This window comes from Brachybacterium paraconglomeratum (assembly GCF_003994255.1).
GTDB lineage: Bacteria > Actinomycetota > Actinomycetes > Actinomycetales > Dermabacteraceae > Brachybacterium > Brachybacterium conglomeratum.
In genome coordinates, this window is record NZ_ML133861.1 from 1 (window position 1) to 19215 (window position 19215).

Here is a 19215-nt window from a genome sequence, read left to right on the forward strand (position 1 = left end):
TCAGCGGTCAACGCGTGTCTCTCGACCGGGCGGCAACACCCCCCCGGACCATTGATGGCAGGGCAACATAGCCATACCCGGCCGAGCGACCAGACCCCGTCCATCGGGGTGCTCACAAGGTAACGGGCTTGCAGCGGTGCCGCAGGCACTACGCCGCGAACCTCGTGGCCGTGGCGCCGAAGAGCATGTGGTCGGCGGTGAAAGCGATGCTGCACGGCGTCTATGACCAGCCCGACGCCGCAATGGTGAACGCCCAGTTCGACCGACTGCTGGACTATGTCAGCGAGAAGCTTTCGGCCGTGGCAGAGCGCCTCGACGCGGCCCGCGCGGACCTCCTCGCGTTCACAGTGTTCCCCAAGGACGTGTGGGGCCAGATCTGGTCGAACAACCCCACCGAACGGCTGAACAAGGAGATCCGCCGCCGCACGGACTCTGTCGGCATCTTCCCCACCCGCGAGGCGATCGTCCGTCTTGTCGGCGCGGTCCTGGCCGAACAGGCCGACGAGTGGGCCGAAGGACCCCGCTATCTCGGCCTCGACGTTCTCACTCGCTGCCGCCTCACTCTCGTCCCTGACACCAGCACCGAGGAGGTCACCACTAACCCCCTGCCCGCACTGACCGCCTGCCCTCTCAGCAAAGGATCGCTACACCACTTCCAGGGACTTGACCCGGCGGGTCCATAGTTGCACGGAGTTGGACGCGCTCGTCCGCGCTGAGGACACCAGGTGTGCGCTGGTCGGCACCGCCACCTTCATCAGGGCAAGAGCCCATTGGCTGCGCCTTCGCTGGATCGAACGCCGCGCCGCGATCGCCGGAGGCGTCTTCGCTGCATGCTTCCCGTTGCGTTGCCCGCGCCATGAACAGCCGCGATGGAGGCGCTGGACTTCCGCGTCTTCACCACCCGCAGAACCACGAGCGACGTGCAGCCCGTCGTCGAAGGGGACTGCACGTCGCTCAGCGCTGTTGGGGTCAGCGGAAGGTGATGAAGGTGGGGTTGCCCCAGATCGTGCGCTCGGTGACGGCGCCGGGGGATCGACCCGCATCGACGACCTTGTCGCCGCCTGCGTAGATTCCCATGTGGCCGGGCCACACGACGATGTCGCCTGGCTGGGCCTCGGACTTGGAGATCTGGGTCGCCGCGGCGACCTGCTGGCCGGAGGTGCGGGGGAGGTCGATGCCGACCTGCTTGTAGGCGTACTGGGTCAGGCCGGAGCAGTCGAAGCTCACGCCCGGCTTGCTCGAGCCCCAGGAGTAGGAGGCGCCGATCTGGGTGCGCGCGGCGTCGACGATCGCCTCACCACTGCTGGAGGACGAGGATGCGCCCTGGGTCGGGACGGAGGTGCCTGCGCCGCCGACGGACGCGCCGCCATTGAGTGAGCCGCGGGTTTCGGGGCCTACGACGCCGTCGACCTGGAGGCCGTTGTCTCGCTGGTAGTCCTTCACCGCGCCGTGGGTGAGCTTCCCGAACTTGCCGTCCACAGCAAGCGAGGCGCCCTCCTTGTTCAGCGCGGACTGGAGCTTCTCGACCGAAGATCCCTGGGAGCCCCAGCGGAGCTTCTTCGAGGAATGGAGCGCCTTGGCCGGGGTCGGGGCGGCGGGCGCAGCAGCCGGCGAGGCCACGGCGGGGGTGGACGCGGGGACAGCAGGGGCTGCCTGGGCGGTGCCGCCAGCGAAGGCGGAGCCGAGCAGCACGGTGCCGAGGACGGCCGCGCCTCCGGTGCCACGCAGGGCGCGTCCGCTGTGGCGGAGGGGGGTGATTGCGCGGCCAGGCGCGCGGTGGGAATTGCTCGTGGCCATGAATGTTCTCCGTGATGATCCCCGAAATGTTCGGGGAGATTCGGGCATTGGGTCGCGGCAACGCAAAAGCAGTGCAAGTATCGGGAAGAAACTCTCGTACCTCGTAACCGGTAAGACCAACATACCGACGGGCGCGGGCTTGGGGAACACTCGAGGGAGACCTTGGCTGATGACTTCACCAGTTCTTGAACCGAGGACGCATCGGCCCGAGTCTCCATACGTTCTCTTTACTTGAGTCCGGCGTCTCGGTGGTGTGTGTGTCACGTCGGTCGTCCGACGCCCGGGCTCTGTACTGCGAAACGTTCTCGGCAGGTGGCGCCAAAGGCTCCGCGGGGTTCACACGGCTGGCTGGAACGTGGCGATGGAGCCTTGCAGGTGATCCATCCAGGTGGCCCACGTCCCGGTGAGAAGAAGGAGTCCGATGGTGATCAACAGCGCGCCGGAGAGAATCCCGAGGAGTCGTCGGTGTCGCGAAAGGGCCCTGCTCACGCCCATCGCCTTGTCGAGAAGGAGGGCGCTGATCACGAAGGGGATGCCTAGGCCAAGGGAGTACGCGAGAGCTAGGACGGCACCGCGTGTCGCTCCGGAGCCCTCTGCTCCTGAGTCGAGGGAGAGGGCGATGATCGCGGCGTACGTGGGGCCGATGCACGGGGTCCAGCTGAGCCCGAAGACGAACCCGAGCAGCGGGGCGCCCAGGAGGCCTGCGTCGGGCCGTCTCTTCGTGACCCGGATGTTCCCTGAAAACCGAGGCAGGGCACCCATGAAAATGATTCCCATGAAGATGACGATGAGGCCGGCGATGCGGTTGATCCATTCGGCGTGAGCTTGAAGCAGGTATCCCATCGCCCCGGCGAATCCGCCGAGAGCCATGAAAACTACTGTGAATCCCGCAACAAATAGAGCGCTGCCTCCCAGCATTCGTCCAGTTCCCGCTCGGTAAGCCTCACCTCGAGCGGTTTTCCGGCCAGTACCTGGATCCTTGCGGGGTGATGCAGATATCCCCGTGTTCTGGCCCGCGAGCCCGGAGACGTAGCCGAGGTAGCCGGGCACGATCGGCAGCACGCACGGTGAGAGGAACGCGATCAGTCCCGCGATCGCCGCCACCGCGACTGCCAGCATGAGAGAGCCCGACAGGGCGATCGACTGGAAGGTCTCAGCGAGTCCGCCCCCGCTCACTCGGCAGCCTCTTCGAGAACGCCGTCGAGCATCGCACGCAGGATCGAGGGATCGATCGCTCCGGAGATCCGGCCAGCGACCCGTCCATCGTGATCGAGGACGAGGGTCGTGGGGACGGCATTGGGTGCGACATGTCCACGAAGCTGGTACAGGATCTCGGACTGCTGATCGGGGATTGAGGGGTAGGTGATGCCGTAGTTCTCCTCGAAGGCCTGGGCGGGCCCCGCCTCGTCGCGGAGGTTGATGCCGATGAATACGACGCCCTGGTCGGTGTACTCCTCATGGATGGCTTGGAGGTCAGGTGCCTCGACCCGGCACGGTGGGCAGGAGGCATACCATACGTTCACCACGAGCACGTTGCCGAGGTGCTCGATCGAGTCGAACTCGTCGCCGTCGTAGGTGGTCCCGGAGAACTCCACTGGCTCCGTACGGTCGGCGGGAGCGATCTCTGTGGTGACACCGTTGCCGGAGACGTATCCGGAGTTCTCGGAGTCGTAGCGGTCGCTGGTGTCCTCGCTGCTGCAGGCCGTGGCCAGGCCGATGGCTGCAGCGAGCCCTGTGGCATGGAGCAGCTGCCGCCGAGAGCGGGAGCGCATGGACGTACTCCTTCCGGTCGAGGGGGACGGACAGATGAGTGGGGAGGGGTCAGAGCACCGTGGACCAGTAGTCCCAGAATCTCATTGCAATGAGAGACAAGATCACGAGGTACCAGGCCACGAGCACCGGGAGCCGGAACTCGATCAGTAGCGAAACGGTTCGACGCGTGACGGGTGCGGCCCCGCGGGTCCAGCGGCGCAGGTGGTGGAGGGTGGTGAACCAGAACAGGGGGATCGTCACCGCCCACACGACCATGCAGTAGGGGCATAGCGCCCCGATCTCGTACAGGCTCTGGCCGATCAGCCAATGCACGAACAGCATCGCGAACGTGACACCGACCTGAATGACCACGCTCATCCAGCGCGCCATGCGGGCACCAGCCAGGAAAGCTGTGCCTAGGGCCAAGACGGCGGAGAATCCGGCGATGCCGAGGATCGGATTGGGAATGCCGAAGGCCGAGGCCTGAGGGGTGGACATCACTGATCCGCAGGACAGGACCGGGTTGAGGCTGCAGGAGGGGACGTAGGCGGGGTCCTCGATCAGCGCGATCTTCTCGACCAGCAGCACGACGGCCATCACCAGGCCTGTTCCCCCGGTGATCGTGAACAACAGGCCGAGACCGAGGCGCGGCCGAGTTTCTGCATCGGTCACGATGTCCCCCCGTGACGCCTCTCCGGCGCCAGACGCGGTCGACACCGCCTCAGCCCTCGAGAGCGGTATCGAGAGGGTTCGTGAGGTCCTCGACACGGGTGGGCTCCAGCGGCTTCCCGTCGACGAAGAACGTGGGGGTGCCGGTCACGCCGAGAGCCTCGGCGTCCGCGGCGCTCTGTTCAATGCGCTGGGTCGTGGCGGGGTCGTCGTAGACCTGCTCGAACCGCTCCATGTCCAGCCCGATCTCCTCCGCGTAGGAGAAGAAGAGTTCACGCTGGGACGTCTCCTGGTGTCCCCACTCGGTAGCATTGTCGAACAGGGCCTTGTACATCGCCTCGAACTCGCCCTGCTCCTTCGCAGCCTCCGCGGCCTGGGCAGCCTCGACAGAGTTTCCATGCAGTGGCAGGTACCGCACCACAAAGGTGACACGGTCTCCATACTCGGCGCGGAGCTCCTCGACGGTGGGGTACAGGGAAAGGCATGCTTCGCACTCGAAATCGAGGTACTCCACGAAGACGACGTCGCTGCTTCCCTCCGAGAGTCGGGGGCTGTCCTCTCGAACGAGCTGAGAGGTCGGTGCATCCGACGCGTCTTCATCCGCTGTCGTGTCGCGCCCGGTGTCGGGGACGATGAGGAATCCCGCGAGCATCAGCGCCGCGACGGCAAGCAGTCCGATGGTCAGTTTTGTGCTGCGGCGCATTCGGCGGCCTCTCGGGTGGGGGGCGTCTCGCGGTTATCCTGCCCGGCGCGGCTGGGTGTCCCCTGCGAGTGCACTCCCTCGGCCCGCGCGGCGCGCATGCCGTTCGCGATGACGACCACCTCGGCCACCTCGTGCACAAGCACCACGGCAGCGAGTCCCAGCACTCCGAAGAGGGCCAGCGGGAACAGCACCACGATGATCGCCAGCGCGAGGCCGATGTTCCCCGTCATGATGCGACGTCCCCGACGAGCATGGGCCAAGGCTGCGGGGAGCTGGCGCAGGTCCGTGCCGGTGAACGCGACGTCGGCCGACTCCACCGCAGCGGCCGTCCCGGTCACTCCCATGGCGATGCCGACGCTTGCTGAAGCGAGCGCGGGAGCATCATTGATGCCGTCGCCGATCATCGCGGTTGGGCTCTGTGCGGTCAGATGGCGGATATGGGAGGCCTTATCGGTGGGCAGCTGCTCTGCGTGGACCTCGTCGATCCCGGCTTCTGCGGCGATCGCCCGGGCCGTCAGCTCATTGTCGCCGGTGAGCATCACGGTGCGGATCCCCTGGGCGTGCAGGGCGGCAACGGCCTCGGCCGCATCAGCGCGCAACTCGTCGCGGATCCCGATCGCGCCGATCACCTGGGAGTCCTCCTCGACCATGACCACGCTCATGCCCTGGGAGGCCATGTCTCGAGTCTGGTCCCCGAGAGCACCTGGGGTGATCCAGCGAGGACTTCCCGCGCGCACCACGCCTCCCCGGATCGTGCCGGTGATGCCGTGACCGGGAATCTCCTGGACGTCGTCGGCCTGCACCGACGAACCGGAAGCGGCAGTGAGGATTGCGGTGGCCAGCGGGTGGGTGCTGACGGACTCAAGTGCCGCGGCGATTGCGAGAACATCAAGATCGCTGTGCCCCTCGGTGACGGCGACATCCACTACGCACGGCTGGTTGCGGGTGAGGGTGCCTGTCTTGTCCAGGGCCACGGTGCGGATCGTGCCGAGCTGCTCGAAAGCGGCGCCGGACTTGATGACCACACCGAGCTTGCTGGCAGAGCCGATCGAGGAAATGACGGTCACCGGGACGGCGATCGCGAGAGCGCAGGGAGAAGCGGCCACCAGCACCACCAGAGCGCGTTCGACCCAGGTCATCGGATCACCTGTGACGACGCCGACGAGGGCGACGAGCACGGCGACCACGAGCACCGTGGGAACCAGGGGCCGAGCGATGCGGTCGGCGAGGCGTGCCCGCTCGCCCTTGGCGGCGTGGGCCTGGTCGACCAGGCGCACGATCTGGGTGAGGGAGTTGTCGCGTCCGTCTGCCGTGGCCCGTAGCGAGATCGAGCCGGAGCCGTTCACGGAGCCGGCATGAACTTCATCCCCGGGCCCCACCTCGACGGGGATGGATTCCCCAGTGATCGCCGAGGTGTCCACCCATGAGCGACCGGTCTCGACAACGCCGTCAGTGGCCACGCGATCGCCGGCACCCAGCAGGAGCACATCCCCGGCGCTGACCTCTGCGGCGGGAACGGTCCGAGGCCCGTCGGGCCGCCGGACCCGGGCGGTCTCCGGCATCAGGGCGAGCAACGCGCGGAGACCCTGCTTCGCACGGTCCATCGAACGGTCCTCGAGCGCCTCGGCCAGGGAGAACAGGAACGCGAGAGCCGCCGCCTCACCGACGTGACCGAGCAGCACAGCCCCGCTTGCAGCGATCGTCATCAGCAGACCCACACCAAGCCGGCCCCGGCCGCGACCCTGCACAAGGCGCCGCAACGTGCCGGGCACGAACGTCCAGGCCCCGGCAAGGAGGGCCAGGACATGCACGACCAGGGCCGCCAGCTCGAAGTTCGCCCAGTCGATTAGCAGACCGGCGACCCACAGGACCCCGGCAGTAACGGGAAGCAGAAGGGAGCGGTCGCGCCACCAAGGCGTCGAACGCTCTACCTCAAGCGGCTCGCCGATTGGTGCCGGGGCAGTGCTCCCACAGCACGCATCCCCGTCCTCCGCTGGTTGCGACGCCGTTGCGGGGCCGCAGCAGGGTTCCCCATCGGGGGCCGGAGGTGGTGAGAAAGCAAGCGGAGTCCGGGTAGTAGCAGCGGGACGGGCGGGGCCGCAGCACTCATCGCTCATCTGGCGATCTCCTCAGCGGCGGGGATAGGGGAGTTGCAGCACAGAGGGACGTCACAGTCCGAGTCGGTGCAAGGGGCGCCGTCGTCGACGGCGAGCACGGTCTCGACCAGCGCGGAAAGCGCCCGGGAGAGGTGCCCATCGGCGATCTCGTAGCGGGTGCGCCGACCCTCAGGTGTCGCCACCACGATCCCGCATCCACGCAGGCAGGAGAGGTGATTGGAGACGTTCGTGCGGCTCAGCGACAGCTCATCGGCGAGGGCTGCTGGATAGCTCGGACGATCGAGAAGAGAGAGCAGGATGCGCGATCTCGTGGGGTCGGCCATGGCGCGGCCAAGCCGATTCATCACATCGAGCTGCGTAGCTATAGTCAGCATGCGGTGACCATACAGTGTGCAGTGACCAGTCAGCAAGCGATGACCAGTAGTGGCGACCTCTCTCCCCGCCGCCGCAGTTCTCATGTAGATGGCCGTGTTGCTGCAGCCCTCTAGCTTGGCCGGGCGATTCTCAGGATGAGCACGGTACACCGCGGCGGGTTACTCGCATGAATGATCGGATCTGGTGGAGTGGTCTAGTGCCCTTCCTTACCTTCGTGTCGGCCGGAGTGAGGTGACGTTCTGGAGTCGGAGGCTGTTGTGGACCACGAAGACGGAGGAGAGGGACATTGCAGCGGCAGCGATCAGGGGGTTCAGCAGACCGGCGGCGGCGATCGGGATGGCCGCGATGTTGTAGGCGAAGGCCCAGATCAGGTTGGTGCGGATGGTGCGGTGGGTGGCGCGGGCGAGGGTGATGGCGTCGGCGATCGAGTAGAGATCATCCCGGACGAGGATGATGTCGGCCGACTTCAGGGCGACGTCGGTGCCGGTGACGATCCCGAGCCCGAGGTCGGCGGCCGCGAGGGCGGGAGCGTCGTTGATGCCGTCGCCGACCATGGCGACCCGGTGCCCCTCGTCCTGGAGCTGCTCGATCACGGCGACCTTCTCCGTGGGGAGGACGCCGGCACGGACTTCCGGGATCCCGAGAGAGTCGGCGACCCGCTCGGCGGCTGCCGGAGTGTCTCCCGTCAGCAGTACAGTTCGCAGCCCGAGCTCGTGCAGCGCGGCGACGGCCTCCGCGGCGTCCTCCTTCATCACGTCGGAGAGCGTGATCACCCCGATCGCCTCCGTGCCCCGTGCGACCAGCGCGGTGGAGTGCCCTGCCCTTTCGGCATCTGCGACGGTCTGCGCCAGCGCTTCGCCGACGTGGGCGCCGAGCTCGCGCAGGAAGGCCCGGCTGCCGACAGCGATGCTCTCCCCGTCGATCGTGGCGCTAATCCCGTGGCCGGGGGAAACGATGTGATCGGTAGCTGTCGGGATGTCGGCGACCATGGTCGCGGCGCGGGTGCGGAGTGCTTCGGCGACGGCATGTTCGGAAGCCGCTTCGACGCCGGCAGCCAGGCGCATGAGCTGCTCTGCGGTGACCCCGTCTGCATGGATGCTGACGACGCGCGGGGCGCCGAGCGTGAGGGTTCCGGTCTTGTCCAGGACGACGGTGGTGACCTTGCCGCTGGCTTCCAGCGCGTCCTGTCCCTTGACCAGGACCCCAAGCAGCGCGCCGCGCCCGACGCCGACCATGAGCGCGGTAGGGGTGGCGAGGCCGAGGGCGCAGGGACAGGCGATGATCAGCACGCTGATCCCGTTGGTCACCGCAGTGGACACGTCAGCGCCGGCGAGGAGCCAGGCGAGTGCGACGAGCACGGTGAGGATGAGGACGACGGGGACGAACACGCGCACCACCGCGTCGACGAGGTGCTGGACCTGGGCCTTGCGGATCTGCGCTTGCTCTGCGATCGCGGCCATCTGCGCGAGCTGTGTGTGGGCACCCACTCGAGTCGCCTCGAGGGCGAGGATCCCGTCCGTGGACACGGAGCCGCCGATGACCTCGTCGCCCGGACCGACCGTGCGGTGGAGGGATTCTCCGGTCATGGCGCCCGTGTCGAGGGAGGCGGTGCCCTCGATGACCCGGCCGTCGGCGGCGATCGTCTCGCCGGGGCGTACGAGCACGATGTCGCCGGTGCGGAGCTCCTCGACCGGCACCATCGTCTCGACCCCGTCTCGTCGGCGGCGGGCCTCTCGTGCCCCGAGGGCGGACAGCGCGCTGAGCACGTCGCCGGCGCGGCGCCGGCTGCGGGTCTCGAAGTAGCGGCCTGCGAGCTGGAAGGTCGTCAGTCCCGCGGCGACGTCGAGGTACAGGGCGTTGGCGCCGTCGGGGACCTCTCCGATGCCGAGCCACACGCCGTCGCTGGGCTCGATCCCGGCGATCATCGCGACGAGGGCCCAGCCGAACGAGGTGACGATGCCGAGGGAGACCAGGGTGTCCATGCTGACGGAGCGGTTCTGCAGGTTCCGCCAGGCGGCCCGGTGGAAGGGCCAGGCCGCCCACGTGACCACGGGGACCGCGAGGAGGACGCACAGCAGCTCCCAGCCGGGGAACCGCCACTGCTCCACGAGTGCGAGGGCGATGGTGAGGTCCATCAGCGGAACGGTGAGCAAAGCTGCGGTGATGAGCCTGCGCCGCAGGGTCACGATGCGATTCTCGTTGGCGCGGCGCGACCACTCGTCGTCCTGGTCGTCGTGCTCGGCCGCGTCGTAGCCGGCGCCGCGGATGACCTCGACCGCCTGAGCCGGGGAGGCGATGCCCGTGACGACGGCGCGCTCGGTGGCGTAGTTGACGGTGGCGCTGACGCCGTCGAGCTTGTTGAGCTTCCGCTCGATGCGGTTCGCGCACGCCGCGCAGGTCATCCCGGAGATGTCGAAGGTGTACCGCTCCTCCAGGGAGAGGGCTGGCGGGGCGGCCAGGGCGGTGGGGGTGTGGTTCATCGTGTGCGCTCCCTGTCCGAGAGTTTCTTGAGCATGTCGTTGTAGGCGTCGAACTCGGTGTCCAGGCCGCGGTCGAGGTGCCGATCCCGTCGGCGGGCCTCCTTGTCGTCCTGACGCGCCCATTGGATGCACAGTGCGACGATTGCGATGATCAGAGGGATCTCCCCGCCTGCCCAGGCCACCGCGCCTGCTGTCTGCTGGGAGCGCTCGAGGTCCGCCCAGGGCAGAGCCAGAGATCGGTAGTAGTTCTCTGCGAACAACGAAGGGGCCGAGATGATCGCGACGCCGAAGAAGGCGTGGAAGGGCATCGCAGCGAAGGTGTAGCCGAGCTTCCCGATGTGCGGCAGGGGCCGCGGGGGACGGTCCACGCCGATGATCAGGCTGTAGTACGCGTACCCCGTGGCCAGGAAGTGGAGGTTCATCAGCTGGTGTGCCCAGTGAACACTCATCATCGTCTCGAACAGGGGGGTGAAGTACAGGCCGTAGTAGGAGCCGATGAAGATAATGAACACGAACGCCGGGTGGTACAGGACGCGCAGCAGTCGCCAGTGCAGGATCTGCGTCACCCAGGAGTGCACGCCCGCCCGCCGTCGATCCACGCGCGCGGTACGCAGGACCAGAGTGATCACCCCGCCCTGGACCAGGAGGATCGGAGCGAGCATGGACAGGCTCATATGCACCACCATGTGCACGCCGAAGTCCGGGGCGGAGTACTTCCCGAACCCGGAGCTCGTGGCCGCGAGGACGACCAGCCAGCCGCCGCACCACAACAGCACGCGGCTGATCGGCCAGCTCGTGCCGCGCCGGCGCAGGGCGATCACCATCGCGAGATAGAACGCGATACCGGCGACCGCGAGGACGGCGAACAGCAGGTTGAGCCGCCACGTGCTCATCAGCGTCCCGAGGGTTGGCGCATCCGGGACTTCGAACCCCATGAACACCTGCGGGATGCTCGTGGGCACGAAGTACTGCGGCGGCGGAATGCGAGTCATCGCCGCACCGATCGCCACCCACATGATGATCAGCAGGGCCGGGACCGCCATCCTGTGCACGCTCCGGCGCTGCATGACCACGAGCGCCACTATGAGCGCGACCAGCAGCGCCAAACGCACTAGAGCGAGGACACCGGTCACTGAGCCCCAAGGGGTGGTGCCGGCGAGCTTGAACCACGTCACCACCAGCTCCGTCACAAGCACGACAGCCGCCCCCACCAAGCCCATGCGGGAAACGCGTCCCACTAACAGGGGCAGCCGTCCACCCTCGTCATGACGGATGACCTGCAATGCCGCAGTGACGAGGATCGGGCCCAGCAACACCCCACCCGCGATGACCTGAAGTGCACCAGCATCTCCACCGATGTCGTGGTCCGGGCCGACGAGGATCTGCCCCACCACCACCGGCGCCAATGCGCCGACGATTCCCGCCCACAGACCCGGCAGCAGCGTTGTCCAGCGTGTACCCCAGTAGGAGCACAGCCACAGGACCAGGGCCCCGACCAGTGTGACGGTCCATGCCCGGGGCATGTAGCCGAACATGTAGAGCGGCCCAAACGATCCCGGCTCCAAGAGACGGCCCATCCCGAGGCCGTTGGACTCGGGCGCCGAGACGATCACGTTCGCCGCCGCCAGTACGACCCACGCGCCCGAAGCCCAGGTAAGGAGGGTCAGGTCGGGGCCGAACCGCACACTGCTTGCCGAGCGGATAGAGCGCGGATGCAGAAACAGCACCGCGACGACGGCGCCCAGGGAGACCAGTGCTGCGAGATCGGCGGCGCCACGCAGACCTGCAGCTACCACGGCTGTCCCGAGCCCGGGGAACTCCCGGTGTATGTCCTCATAGACGGCCGGGCCGCTGAGCAGGTTCGCTGCCACCGCGGGTAGCGCCGCTAGGAGGAGCGAGCCCACCGCCAGGAGTACTACTCTCTGCTTCACCTCACCGAATCTACAAGATGTCGAGTACGCAGCACGAGATGGCCGCTCATGCTGTTGCTGACGTCTCCCGCACGCATCTCAACGCTGCTTTCGCTGCAGTCTCTGCCCCGGAAGGGAAGCCACCAGTACCCTCCCCTGCGGCAGAGGGTAAGTCCTGTGGAGCGCTCGAACGCGAGCGGCACGAACTTCCAGCTCGCGGGAGGGGGCGAGGTGATGGAGTGCGACGAGGGCGTCGTGCAGATGGGCGGGGCCGACCTTCTCGGCAGCGACATCGTCGGCCGCCAGCTCGGTGAGCAGCATGATCCGTGAAGCAAGCTCTCGTCGCAGCCGGGACCTCTTGGGCAGGCACGCTACGTGCCACGCTCCGACCCCCCTCACCAGCGCGTGAAGCTGATCGAGATGTGCTGCTTCGTGGGCGAGAACCGCGGACAGGTAGGAGGGCGGAAGCGCGTGCCGAACGGCGCGCGAGACGAAGATCGACGGCGTCGCGCCCGGGACGGCCACCGCGACATAGCGAGAATCCTCGATCTCGACCACGGCAACAGCGCCGACCTGCCAGGAGTCCGTTCGGCGGCGCGAGAGCATTTCCGCGACGCTCGGCCGCTCGTCATCATCCTTGCCGGGATCGACCCTGCCCAGGTGGGCGAGCGATCCCACGATCCCTAACCCCCCGAGACCGGCCCAGGCGATGAACGTGAGAGCAAGCCCCTCGGCCGCAGCGCTCGCGGAGCTCGCCGACAGGGAGAGCGCGGCCGCCAGGAGAATGGACGCGATCGCGATGACCAGCCCAACAACACCAACCGAGGCCCACACCATCAGCGCCCGCCGGGGATGGCGGATCTGCCACCTCCCACGGGATACGAGGTACGCGGAGAGCGGGCATGCAATCAGGCCAGCCAGCAACGGCCCGACCACGGTCCAGACCATCAGCGACCTCGGCGAGACCGCCGTGACGTGATCGCATCCATCACCAGATCAAGGTCGGACTCAGAGAGGTTGTCGGTGAACGCCATCAGCGCATCCTCACGATCGTGAGCGTCATCGAGGACCTCAACCATGTCCGCGGCATGCGCCTGCGCACTGCTCACGACCGCTTCGAAGGTCACGCGCCGAGGTGACCGGGCTCGGCGAGAAACCATCCCCTTCGCCTCGAGCCGGGAGAGCACTGTCAGAACCGTGGTCTGCGCTGGCGCGGGATCCTCAAAAGATGCCTGGATCGCTCTCGCGCTAAGGGAGCCGGTGGAAGTCCATAAAGCTCGCATCACCAGTGCCTCCAGTGCGCCGGAGGATCGAGACCTCACTCCCGCCATCTCGTCACCACTCCCTCCCCGTGTAACGCCTCAGTCCGAGTACCGTACCGCGCACGGGTGTCGCCGTACATCTCTAATTCTACTTCCTGTAGAGTCCAGTGCTGTGATCGAGTCTCCCTGGTCATTCGTGCTGACCGCCATCTTCCTCGCAACGGCCGTGTTCTGCGCAGTTCACCTCGCACAGAGCCGCGGCGCTTCCGCCGCAGTGATCACTGGGTCAGTGCATTCCTCCCATCATGGGCCGGTGGCGACGGCGGTGCACGTCAACCATCTCGTGATGAGCCTGGCGATGCTGCTGATGGTGTGGCGGCCGGTCGGCACGGCCGGGACCTGGATCCAGGTCGCCCTCTTCGCGCTCTTCACCGTCGTGATGCTGCTCGGCCTCCCCACTGTCCACGGGGTGAGTGAGCGCGTGGGGGTGGTTAACCACGTGGTGCTCAACTCCGTGATGATCTGGATGCTGCTGGCGATGCCCCTGCTGATGGGCCACGCCATGGGCGGCTCCGCCGATGCGCACGCCGGACACCACGGCGGCGGGACCGGGGACGAGATGGCGATGGAGATGGCGCCGGCCCCTGCCTGGGCGGAGGCAGTGAACTGGGGGGCCGTCGTGCTCAGCGCCGTGATCACCGCGTGGTGGCTCGTGCGCTTGCTCCGCGATCCGGGGCACCGCGCCCACTCGGCCTGCCACCTCCTGATGGCCGCAGGAATGGCGCTCATGCTCGCCCTCATGTGAACCCGGCCCACGCCACCTCTCCGTCACAGCGAAAGGCTCGACCCGATGGCCACCCAAGCCTCGCCCCGCCCCACCGGTGGCAACACCTCTCGCCCGCGCCGACTGCGCGATGAGCTGCGAGAGCTCACGCTCCGCCTGCACTTCTACGTGGGGCTGTTCATTGCGCCGTTCCTCCTGGTCGCCGCGGCGACCGGGATCCTGTACGCGCTGACCCCGCAGATCGAACAGGTCGTCTACGACAAGGAACTCCACGCCAGTGCCCCGGCCGGCGCGGAGATGGTGCCGCTGGCGCAGCAGGTCGAGGCGGCGCGGAGCGAGGTCACAGACGGCACGATCACGCAGATCCGTCCGCCCAAGGATGCCGAGTCCACCACGCGCGTCACGTTCGATTCCCCTCGGCTCGCGAGGATCGCCAGCTCACCGCGTTCGTCGACCCCTATACCGGGGAGGTGACCGGCGTGCTGAACACCTTCGGGGAGTGGCTGCCGCTGCGGACCTGGTTCGACGATCTCCACCGCAATCTCCACCTCGGGGACGCCGGCCGCTGGTACAGCGAAGTCGCGGCCAGCTGGCTGTGGGTCCTCGCCCTCAGCGGACTCACCCTCTGGGTCACACGTAAAGTCCGCACTCGCTCTGCACGCGCCTACCTCCTGCCCCAGCGTAAGGGACCGCAGCGCCAACGCTCCATAAGCCTCCACGCCACCATCGGCGTCTGGGCCGCTATCGGAACGTTCTTCCTCTCCGCCACCGGACTGACCTGGTCCCAATTCGCGGGCGGCAACGTCAGCGCACTGCGCCAGAGCCTGAGCTGGTCAACGCCCTACCTCTCCTCCGAGGCGGCAACCACCACCCCGATCGCAGAAACCGAAGTGCCTGCCACCGCGCAGAGCGTGCTCGAGGCGGCCCGCCCAGAGGGCCTGACCGACCCGGTAGCGATCACCCCCAGCACCGACGGAGGAGCGTGGCTCGTCTCCCAGGTGCAGCGATCATGGCCCCTGAAGCAGGACTCCATGGCGATCGACCCCACCTCCGAAGCTGTCGTCGGGAGCGTGCGCTTCGCCGACTGGCCCGTTGCCGGGAAGCTCGCCGAAGCTGGGATTTCCTTCCACATGGGCATCCTTTTCGGCTGGCCCAACCAGCTCCTGCTCATCGCCATCGCCGGTGCGGTAATCGCGCTCATCGTGATCGGGTACCGCATGTGGTGGCGACGCCGCCCCAAGCCGCCACGCACAGGCCTCCCTCGCCCTCTCGGTCGTCGCGTCGACACCGCGGCGGCCTACGGCATCCTCATCGCGATCGCTGCGGTCGTCGGCCTCGCCCTCCCCCTCCTCGGAGTCACGCTCCTCGCCTTCATCGCGCTCGACCTCACCCGAAGGATCGTCCCGGGAATGGACAGCGCGAGAAAGAATGAGTCCGCATGAGCTCGCTCCCGGCGCGTTAGGACGTAGTCCGCACGCCCCATCCGCAGTCTGAGGGGATCTCACAGTGAATCGGCCCAGGTCTGGTGCCGCTGCTGTTTGAGTCCGGAAGGATGGACAGGCACCCGTGGAAGATCGATCCCCAGCTGCGCGCGAGGTGCGTTCGGCTCGTCAGGGAGCACCTCCAGGAGTACCGGGACTGATGCGCGATCAGGTGTCAGCTGGGGTTAGGCCGCCAGTCTGACGGTCGGGTTCATGATGGTCTCGTACTCGATAGGGGTCAATCGGCTCAGGCGGGCCTGTCGGCGACGACGGTGGTAGGTCCGCTCGATCCAGGTGATGATCGCGATCCGCAGTTCCTCTCTGGTCCTCCAGCGCTTTCGATCCAAGACGTTCTTCTGGAGCAGTGCGAAGAAGGATTCCATGGGTGTGTCCCTTAGCGTGGTGGCAATCCCGGGGTGGCGTGGAGCTGCTGGTAGGCGATGAAGGGTCATCGCGGGACCTCCCAAATCGACCAAGAAATAGGGACCCGCGATGACCCACCACCAGTCTGCACTCTCGACCCTCGTCAGTGAACTGCTCCAGGACCCCGACCTCGCTCATGAGGAGCTGTTCCGCCGGCTTCTCCAGGCCGGACTCCAGGACCTCATCGATGCCGAAGCGTCCGTCAAGATCGGTGCGGAGCGTTACGAACGTTCCCCGTCCCGCTCGACCCGTCGCAATGGCACCAGGGCAAAGCGCCTGGCTACCCCGGCGGGAGAGCTGGATCTGGCGATCCCGAAGCTAAGGGCCGGCTCGTTTTATCCCGCGCTGCTGCATCCTCGTCGCCGGGTCGACAAAGCGCTCTGGGCGGTGATCTGCACGGCCTGGATCGACGGCGTCTCCACCAGGAAGGCCGAGGACCTCGTGCGGGCGCTGGGCAACGAGTCCGGGATCAGCAAGTCCCAGGTCTCGAGGATCTGCGGCGAGATCGACGAGGTCGTCGCGGAGTTCCTCCACCGCCGCCTGGACCACACTTGGTTCCCCTACTTGTTCCTGGACGCGACCTATCTCGACATCCGCCAGGGCGGCCGGGTCGTCTCCCAAGCCGTCGTCGTCGCCACGGGCGTGGCCGCGACCGGTCACCGAGAAGTGCTCGGGATGGCGATCGGTGACGCGGAGACCACCGGCTTCTGGACCGAGTTCCTCCGCAGCCTGCGCGAACGCGGGTTGAGGGTCTCCACCCCCGCCGCACCGGAAGGCGTGCTGCTGGTGACCAGTGACGCGCACGCGGGGCTGAAGCATGCGATCAAGGCAGTGCTTCCGGGAGCGTCATGGCAGCGCTGCCGGGTCCACTTCGCACGCAACATCACCCAGGCGCTCGGCTCGGCGCGCTCCAAGCCCGTCAACGCCCTGGTCTCCACGATCTTCGCCCAGACCAGCCCGGAAACGGTCCGCGAGGCCTATCAGCAGGTCACGGCCTCACTCGAGGCCTCCTTCCCGAAGATCGCGGCCATGCTCAAGGACGCCGAGGCAGACCTGACCGCATTCGCGGCGTTCCCCATCGAGCACTGGCGAAAGATCTGGTCGAACAACCCCATCGAGCGGGTGAACAGGGAGATCAAGCGCCGAGCAGACGTCGTCCAGATCTTCCCGAACCGGGACTCTGCGACCAGACTCGTCGGCGCAGTCCTCCAGGACCAGCACGAGGAATGGCAATACGGCGAACGCCGCTACATCAGCGACATCTCCCTACGCCGACTCGCCGACATGCTCACCAACGACACCCCCGAGACCACCAGCCGGCTCCTCATGACCGCCTGACCCAAAAGCCACCACACAACGGGACTTGACCGGGATGAGCGCAGCTAGCGCAGCTCTTCCACAGCGCCGAGGGGGAGGAGCATGCCGTCGCCTGGGCTCGTGACGTGCTCACCAAGGACAGACTGGACGCCGCCCGGAGCCCGTTGCGCTCGCTGCGCGCCCTCCGCCGTGCCGAGCGGCGCCTCGGTCTGATCACCGCCCGCTATCTCGTCGACGCCGTCGCAGGTCGCGGGGAGCGGGGCGATGGGGGAATGCGGCGCAGTCGCCTGATGCACTGACGGTGCACCCACCGCCGACGGGGGCTCGGCAGATTAGGACGGTCCGAGCCCGTGCCCGCCGACGTGCGTACGCGCTCCGCCGAGCGACTCCTCCCGCAGCACACAGGGAAGAGCCCCGAAGATCGATCTTCGGGGCCCTTCTCGCGTACTCCGCTGCGGTGGTCAGTGAACGGTCAGTGCACGACCTTCTCGGCCGGGGTGCGGTAGTCGCCGCCCGTGGCCTCGTCGATGACGTGCTTCTCGTGGCCGGCATGCTCGAGCGCCTCGCGGAGCGACGCCGGGGTGACCGGCTCGATGCGGTCCTTGAAGAAGAAGCTGGTGGCCTTGGCACGCAGGGAGGAGACTCCCTTGCCCGCCTTGAGCGGACGGTAGTCGTCGTGGGCGACGAGCTCCCAGCGCTCGTACTCGTCCAGCGGCTCGTGGATCTCGATCATGTCACCGGAGCCGGTGCGGACGATGCGGGAGGTCTCCCGGCCGTGCAGCACGAGATCGCGCTTCTGACGCTGGATCGAGAGGCACAGGCGCTTCGTGATGTAGAAGGCGAGCACCGGGGCCACGAAGAACGACACACGGAACAGCCAGGTGAGGTCGTTGATCGAGAGCTGCAGGGCGATCGCGATCAGGTCGTTGGTCGCCGCCAGCGCGAGGATCAGGTACGAGACGATCCAGGCGACGCCGATGCCGGTGCGCACCGGCGCGTTGTACGGCTTGTCCGCGAGGTGGTGCTCGCGATCGTCACCGGTGACCCAGGCCTCGATGAAGGGGAACAGGGCGAGGAACGCCAGCATCGCGCCGTAGATCGCCATCGGGATCAGCATGTTCAGCGAGAGGACGTACCCGAAGACCGTGATCTCCCAGCCCGGGATGAGGCGGAGGCCACCGTCGGTCCAGAGCATGTACCAGTCCGGCTGCGAGCCGGCCGAGACGGGGGAGGGGTCGTACGGGCCGTAGACCCACATCGCGTTGATCGACGTGGTCGCCGAGATCAGCGTGATGATGCCGAAGACGAGGAAGAAGAAGCCGCCGGCCTTCGCTCCGAACACCGGCAGGACCGGGTGCCCGACCACGTTGCGGTTCGTGCGGCCCGGGCCCGCGTACTGGGTGTGCTTGTGCACGACCACGAGCACGAGGTGGATCGCGATGAGTCCGAGGATCGCAGCAGGCACGAGCAGGATGTGGATCGTGAACAGGCGCGGGATGATGTCCGTGCCCGGGAACTCGCCGCCGAAGAGCAGCATCGACAGGTAGGTGCCGACGATCGGGATCGCCTTCATCAGCCCATCGGCGATGCGCAGGCCGTTGCCGGAGAGCACGTCGTCCGGGAGCGAGTAGCCGGAGAAGCCGGCCGCCATGCCCAGGATCATCAGCGAGAAGCCGATGAGCCAGTTGAGCTCGCGGGGCTTGCGGAAGGCGCCGGTGAAGAAGACGCGGAACATGTGCACGAAGATCGAGACCATGAACACGAGCGCCGCCCAGTGGTGCATCTGGCGGAACAGCAGTCCGCCCTTCACCTCGAAGGCGATCTCCATCGTCGACTCGAAGGCGCGGGAGACCGTGGCGCCCTGGAGCGCCTCGTACGGGCCGTTGTAGATGACCTCCTCCATGGAGGGGTCGAAGAACATCGTCAGGAAGACGCCGGAGATCAGCAGGATGACGAAGCTGTACAGCGCCATCTCGCCGAACATGAAGGACCAGTGGTCCGGGAAGACCTTGCGCGCGAAGAACTTCACGAAGCCGGCGCCGGAGAGGCGCTGGTCGAGGAAGTCTCCGCCCACCGCGCCGAGCTTGAGCAGGCGGGAGTCGTCGGAAGACTGCTTCCGGGAGCTGGGAGTCGTGGTCGTCATGA

General features: G+C 67.1%; 16 protein-coding genes and 3 pseudogenes. 6 read left to right on the forward strand and 13 right to left on the reverse strand.

Annotation, left to right across the window (positions count from 1 at the left end; translation table 11 throughout):
• Positions 1–131: 131 nt before the first annotated feature.
• Positions 132–683, forward strand: a pseudogene (locus DS079_RS14520) (transposase); the annotation flags it as partial.
• Between the two features lie 286 nt (positions 684–969).
• On the opposite strand, the gene DS079_RS14525 reads toward DS079_RS14520, so the two are convergent.
• The 11 genes from DS079_RS14525 to DS079_RS14575 form a co-directional block, all read right to left on the reverse strand.
• Entirely contained in the window at positions 970–1797 is an 828-nt protein-coding gene (locus DS079_RS14525) for a C40 family peptidase (RefSeq protein ID WP_010552334.1), read from the reverse strand.
• 336 nt (positions 1798–2133) lie between these two features.
• Positions 2134–2973 (reverse strand): cytochrome c biogenesis CcdA family protein, encoded by an 840-nt coding sequence (locus DS079_RS14530; protein ID WP_029361016.1) that lies wholly within the window; start codon positions 2971–2973, stop codon positions 2134–2136.
• Positions 2970–3569, reverse strand: coding sequence for a TlpA family protein disulfide reductase (locus tag DS079_RS14535; protein ID WP_010552336.1), 600 nt, complete (start codon positions 3567–3569; stop codon positions 2970–2972). Before DS079_RS14535 ends, DS079_RS14530 begins: the two co-directional genes overlap by 4 nt.
• Before the next feature lie 49 nt (positions 3570–3618).
• Positions 3619–4221 (reverse strand): vitamin K epoxide reductase family protein, encoded by a 603-nt coding sequence (locus tag DS079_RS14540; RefSeq protein WP_269366800.1) that lies wholly within the window; start codon positions 4219–4221, stop codon positions 3619–3621.
• 49 nt (positions 4222–4270) lie between these two features.
• Positions 4271–4921 (reverse strand): DsbA family protein, encoded by a 651-nt coding sequence (locus tag DS079_RS14545; protein ID WP_010552338.1) that lies wholly within the window; start codon positions 4919–4921, stop codon positions 4271–4273.
• Positions 4900–6627 (reverse strand): heavy metal translocating P-type ATPase, encoded by a 1728-nt coding sequence (locus tag DS079_RS14550; protein WP_306609766.1) that lies wholly within the window; start codon positions 6625–6627, stop codon positions 4900–4902. Before DS079_RS14550 ends, DS079_RS14545 begins: the two co-directional genes overlap by 22 nt.
• A 407-nt stretch (positions 6628–7034) precedes the next feature.
• On the reverse strand, positions 7035–7412 hold the full coding sequence (cmtR, locus tag DS079_RS14555; RefSeq protein WP_053917220.1) for a Cd(II)/Pb(II)-sensing metalloregulatory transcriptional regulator CmtR: 378 nt from the start codon (positions 7410–7412) through the stop codon (positions 7035–7037).
• 207 nt (positions 7413–7619) lie between these two features.
• Positions 7620–9893: a heavy metal translocating P-type ATPase gene (locus DS079_RS14560; RefSeq protein WP_010552341.1), complete on the reverse strand. Its 2274-nt coding sequence runs from the start codon at positions 9891–9893 to the stop codon at positions 7620–7622.
• Complete coding sequence (locus DS079_RS14565) at positions 9890–11764, reverse strand: cytochrome c oxidase assembly protein (protein ID WP_234695668.1); 1875 nt, start codon at positions 11762–11764, stop codon at positions 9890–9892. Before DS079_RS14565 ends, DS079_RS14560 begins: the two co-directional genes overlap by 4 nt.
• A 138-nt stretch (positions 11765–11902) precedes the next feature.
• Positions 11903–12751, reverse strand: coding sequence for a M48 family metalloprotease (locus DS079_RS14570; RefSeq protein ID WP_053917221.1), 849 nt, complete (start codon positions 12749–12751; stop codon positions 11903–11905).
• Positions 12751–13134 carry a BlaI/MecI/CopY family transcriptional regulator gene (locus DS079_RS14575; protein ID WP_029361023.1) on the reverse strand — a complete coding sequence of 128 codons (384 nt, stop codon included), beginning with the start codon at positions 13132–13134 and terminating at the stop codon, positions 12751–12753. The genes DS079_RS14570 and DS079_RS14575 overlap by 1 nt, the downstream gene beginning before the upstream one ends.
• 244 nt (positions 13135–13378) lie before the next feature.
• Between DS079_RS14575 and DS079_RS14580 the strand changes: the two genes are divergently transcribed.
• The 3 genes and pseudogenes from DS079_RS14580 to DS079_RS14590 form a co-directional block, all read left to right on the forward strand.
• Complete coding sequence (locus DS079_RS14580; protein WP_126988559.1) at positions 13379–13870, forward strand: DUF5134 domain-containing protein; 492 nt, start codon at positions 13379–13381, stop codon at positions 13868–13870.
• Between the two features lie 45 nt (positions 13871–13915).
• Positions 13916–14323: a PepSY domain-containing protein gene (locus DS079_RS17655; RefSeq protein WP_126988560.1), complete on the forward strand. Its 408-nt coding sequence runs from the start codon at positions 13916–13918 to the stop codon at positions 14321–14323.
• Positions 14281–15291, forward strand: a pseudogene (locus tag DS079_RS14590) (PepSY-associated TM helix domain-containing protein); the annotation flags it as partial. The gene DS079_RS17655 and the pseudogene DS079_RS14590, both read left to right, overlap by 43 nt.
• Positions 15292–15515: 224 nt before the next feature.
• Here the strand turns inward: DS079_RS14590 and DS079_RS14595 are convergent.
• Positions 15516–15713, reverse strand: a pseudogene (locus DS079_RS14595) (IS3 family transposase); the annotation flags it as partial.
• A gap of 109 nt (positions 15714–15822) precedes the next feature.
• Between DS079_RS14595 and DS079_RS14600 the strand changes: the two are divergent.
• Both DS079_RS14600 and DS079_RS14605 read left to right on the forward strand, forming a co-directional pair.
• A complete protein-coding gene (locus DS079_RS14600) occupies positions 15823–17091 on the forward strand; it encodes an IS256 family transposase (protein WP_126988562.1) in 1269 nt (422 codons plus the stop codon).
• Between the two features lie 104 nt (positions 17092–17195).
• The gene (locus DS079_RS14605) at positions 17196–17369 is read left to right on the forward strand and encodes a hypothetical protein (RefSeq protein ID WP_192808033.1); all 174 of its coding nucleotides are present in this window, start codon (positions 17196–17198) and stop codon (positions 17367–17369) included.
• 173 nt (positions 17370–17542) lie between these two features.
• On the opposite strand, the gene qcrB is transcribed toward DS079_RS14605, so the two are convergent.
• Positions 17543–19213, reverse strand: a complete 1671-nt coding sequence (gene qcrB / locus DS079_RS14610; RefSeq protein ID WP_010550585.1) for a cytochrome bc1 complex cytochrome b subunit — start codon at positions 19211–19213, stop codon at positions 17543–17545.
• Between the last annotated feature and the right edge of the window lie 2 nt (positions 19214–19215).